This window comes from Chitinivorax tropicus, assembly GCF_014202905.1.
GTDB lineage: Bacteria > Pseudomonadota > Gammaproteobacteria > Burkholderiales > SCOH01 > Chitinivorax > Chitinivorax tropicus.
On the sequence record NZ_JACHHY010000052.1, the window covers coordinates 1 to 4109 of the forward strand.

A 4109-nucleotide genomic window follows, 5' to 3' on the forward strand; every position below is an offset into this window, starting at 1 on the left:
TGAAAGGCGGACTGCCCACCAAGCTGACCGCCCCCATCTTCACCTCGGAAAACCTGTATCTGCAGAAGGCGAATGAGAAATATCGCGCCTACCTGGTTGGGGCTGCGAAGCGCTACCGCTTGACACCCCACGCCCTGGCTGCCATGGTCAATGCCGAGGCAGCAAAAGTCAAGAAAACCGGCGAATGGCTGGAAGACTCCGTCTCAACCAAATCCACCGCTGCAGGTCTGTCGCAGTTTGTGAATGGCACCTGGTATGCCTGCCTGGCGGCACCTGGCACCCAGGGTAATCAAGCGGCCTTGGCCTATCTCAAGGTAGAACAATTGGAAGCGGCAAGCGGCATGCTGTTCTATCCCGCCAGCCAGGACAAGGGGAAGACCAAGCTCCGGCGGGAGGTATCTGCGTCGGATCGGGAGAAAATGCTGGCATGGCGGATGGGGGGTGAAATGTCGATCGATGCGTTGGCATGGTATATGCGTTATAACTTGGCCATTGCAGAGAAAGCCTTGAAAAAAAGCCTGGACAAGCTGCCGCCAGACGAACTGGCCAAGATCGCTTATGTGCTGCACCATGAGGGGAGTGCAGGGTATTTTACGGGGGAGTATAGAGTAACTAAGAAAATCGATTTTTTAAAACGACTCGGTGGGCAGCTTGGTGGAAAAACCAAAACTGATAGTATTGAAAATGCGGAGAAATTTTCTGAAAGGCATGGTTTTGGAGAGGACTATGTCTCTGCTTACTATTACTGGCTGGCCAATCACACAGATACCCATGTCAGAGCATCGGAATTCATGATCGACAAAGGCGGATTTGTGGAGCGCTCTGCCTTTGATGTGTTTGAGGATGTGGCAGGTTTCAAGATTCCACGTTCCAGCTTGAAACCTGTCGAAAAGCCCAAGCCAAAGGAAAGGCCCACACCCAAAGCTGCGGACAAAACGGCCCCTGCTAAACCCACACCTGCTGACAAAGTGGGTAGCGGGGCTGTCACCACCAAGTCTGGCCCAGGCGCCACACACACATCGCCACCTACGGCAAGCGCCGGTGGGCAAGAGGTTGGGCATGATAAACCGGTTGGCGGGGCGGCAGCTTGGTGCAATCCGCTGGCGCGCTGTGCCATTCGGGTAGGGGGGTATAAAGATAGTGAGGACAATCCGGCCTCGGCGCGCTCGAAATCGCTATTCAAGGGGCGGGGAGGCAAACATAAAGGCATTGATCTGCAGGCGGCGGTGGGAACACCTATCTATGCGGTGGCCAATGCCGAAGTGTTCATGATTGCGAGCATTCCGGGTTATGGCAAGACCTTGGTGCTTCAGGTCAACATCAACGATTTGGCGGCGAAGCAGAAAGCCTATATCCAGACCATTGCGGACGTGAAAAATGACACGGTGTATTTTTTGTATGCGCACCTGAGCGAAGTATCGGTCAGTAAAAAAAGCAGGCAGAAAGTCTATGTGAAGTGCGGTGAGGCTGTTGGTAAGACTGGGGAGACGGGGTGGGCGAAGGATATGAAGGAGGTTGGTACTGGAAGTGCAATAAAGTATGGAGGGCATTTACATTTTGAGGTGAGGTCCAGCCCAAATTTTGCGAAGGGTAAGGGTAAGTTCTTTGATCCTCTACCACTGATTGATAAGCTGATTTCATGATTGAAACGGATTGATTGTAATGAAATACTACTTTGTAATATTAAGCTGTTTTTTATTGAATACTCCTTTGATATCTTCGGCATCGGATGTCCCTGGTGAGGAAAAAATTAGAGCAGATATAAAGAAAAAAGCTGATCAAAGCAAGTGGGATAAGTATTTTCGTGACTCCACTCCAGACGGTGAGCGTGAACTTGTCGCAGAGCTCAATACGGCAGTTTTGCTGAGTAACAGAACTAAGAGGCGCGTTGGAATATTTGAATCTTATGCAAAGGGACAGAGAAAGATTTATGAGGTAAGGTTTTTTAGTCAAGATCTTATTTTGGATTGGCGGTATAAAAGCAATGGTTATGCAGATCGCTGTGCTGATGGCCCTGTTTTATATGCGTCAGATGTTGAGTCTAGCTATGTTTTTATTGGAGTTAAGTGTAAAGGCAAGGATGGCGATACTCTGCATGATGCATATATTTGGCATGAGGGCAGTGGTGGGTTGTATTTTATACATAGTGATAGTTATGATTGGAATAGGAATTTATCTATTAGATATGGGAGTGGTTTGTTTAATGTTAAATTTAAATATAACCAAGCGGATAATCCTGCAAGAAAAATTAGCACGTCAATAAATTTTAAAATTATTAGGGGTAAGAATGGCTGGGAAGTAAAAGATCTACCTGGTACTAATGAAGAATGGGGGGGCGTGGGTGTAATGGAGCGTTTCCCTGTTGATCATAAGTATGATTTGCCAGAAGAGTATACGCGCTGGCGATGATTCTGGTGGTCGATCTTCAGCTTTGGTGGCTGATAACTGATTGCGGAAGCCCTGCAGTCCAACGGCTCTGGTCATGCTGGATGCCACCTAGCGCAACCACATCGCGACAGGGCAACGCATCTACCTTCCAATGATTGAAAATGAACACCTTAAGGGAATAGGTTAATGGCAATAGTGAGAGCATTTTCTGCGTTGATGGGTTGCTTGTTGATGTTTACCTTACTGGTACCCGCCAGGGCAGGGTCGATAGGAGAAGATAAGATCAGGCAGGAGATAGAGCGGAAAGCTAACCAAAGTGAATGGATGAGGAGCCTTCGCGATGAGACCCCAGATGGGCAACGTGTACTTATTGCAGATCTCAATACCGCTGTTTTATTAAATAGTAAAACCCTAAGACGCGTTGGGGTATTTGAATCTTATGCAAAAGGGGAGAGGAAGGTACATGAGGTGAGGTTTTTCTCCCAAGATCGTATTTTGGAGAAAAGGTATTGGATTGATTATGCTGATCGATGTCTAAGTGAACCTAGTGTTCAGGCTTCAAGTGTAAAAGATAATTACATGGTTTTAAGTGTTGTATGCGAGATAAAAAAAGGGGTGATTTCAACGGGAAAGTATATTTGGCATAAGGATAGTGATGGTCTGTATTTTGTGCATAGTGATATTTATAGCTTAACTAAAGATTTATCCGTTAGTTATAATAATAATGTTTTTAAGATTGCGTTTAATTATAATCAAGGTGGTAAGCCGGATAGGAAAATGTCTGTCTCTATTGGTTTTAAATTGATTAAAGATAAGAATGGCTGGGAAGTAAAAGATCTGCCTGGTACTAATGAAGAATGGGGTGGCGTGGGGGTAATGGAGCGTTTCCCTGTTGATCATAAGTATGATTTGCCAGAAGAGTATACGCGCTGGCGATGAGCTGGTAGTCGATCTGCTTCTTTGGTTGCTGACAATTGATCGTCGAAGCGCTGTTGCCCAACTGGCCCTATTCGCGCACAGCCGCCTGGTACCGGAAGACTGGGCCAGCGCCCACAGCCTGGGGGGGCAGGGCATCCGCTACCATGGCAGCCACAGCCAGGAAGAACAGGACACCCTGAGCTGGCTGAGCCCGACACAGACCGCCCTGCTGCCCAGCGACACCCAACTGCAGAGCTGGCGGGACGGCGGCAAACACACCCTGACCGGACAACACAGCGACCTGGGTTGGGCGGGCGAACAAACCTTCACCCTGTCCGCCGGCCAACTGACCGACCCTATACTGGCACAAGCACGGGCCACCCAGCTGGCCGAAGCCCAACACGCCGAAGCACAACTGCTGAGCACCCAAGGCAGCGTGCGCAGCTTCCGGCCCGGCACCCGCTTCCGGCTGGTGGAACACACCCAGCACAGCCTGCAGCGACTACTGAAACAGACCCAAGCCGACCCACACTACCTGATCGTCCGGCTACGGGTAGCTGGCGTCAACAACCTGCCCGTCGCCGCCCAGCCCGCCCTGCAAGCCCGGCTGGGCGCCACCCCGCTCCCCTGGACAGGCGGGGACACCACCCCCGCCCCCCACGCCGCCGAGCCCGCCCCCCATACCGAGCTGGCACAACGCCTGCAGCGGCTCGGACTCAGCCACCAACCGCTGCCCCCAGGCGACCCGGCCAGCCTGCAACAGCAAGCCACCCGCCACGGCTACGCCCTGAGCGGCCAGCTGC

At 50.7% G+C, this 4109-nt stretch carries 3 protein-coding genes and 1 pseudogene; all 4 read left to right on the forward strand.

The window, feature by feature from the left end:
- Window positions 1-1643 (forward strand): peptidoglycan DD-metalloendopeptidase family protein (locus tag HNQ59_RS19010; protein ID WP_184041967.1); only part of this gene is annotated, 1643 nt, incomplete at its 5' end.
- Window positions 1644-1662: 19 nt separating this feature from the next.
- A complete protein-coding gene (locus tag HNQ59_RS19015; protein WP_184041968.1) occupies window positions 1663-2409 on the forward strand; it encodes a hypothetical protein in 747 nt (248 codons plus the stop codon).
- A 210-nt stretch (window positions 2410-2619) separates the two neighbouring features.
- Window positions 2620-3327: a hypothetical protein gene (locus HNQ59_RS19020; protein ID WP_184041969.1), complete on the forward strand. Its 708-nt coding sequence runs from the start codon at window positions 2620-2622 to the stop codon at window positions 3325-3327.
- Window positions 3293-4109, forward strand: a pseudogene (locus HNQ59_RS19025) (contractile injection system protein, VgrG/Pvc8 family); the annotation flags it as partial. The gene HNQ59_RS19020 and the pseudogene HNQ59_RS19025, both read left to right, overlap by 35 nt.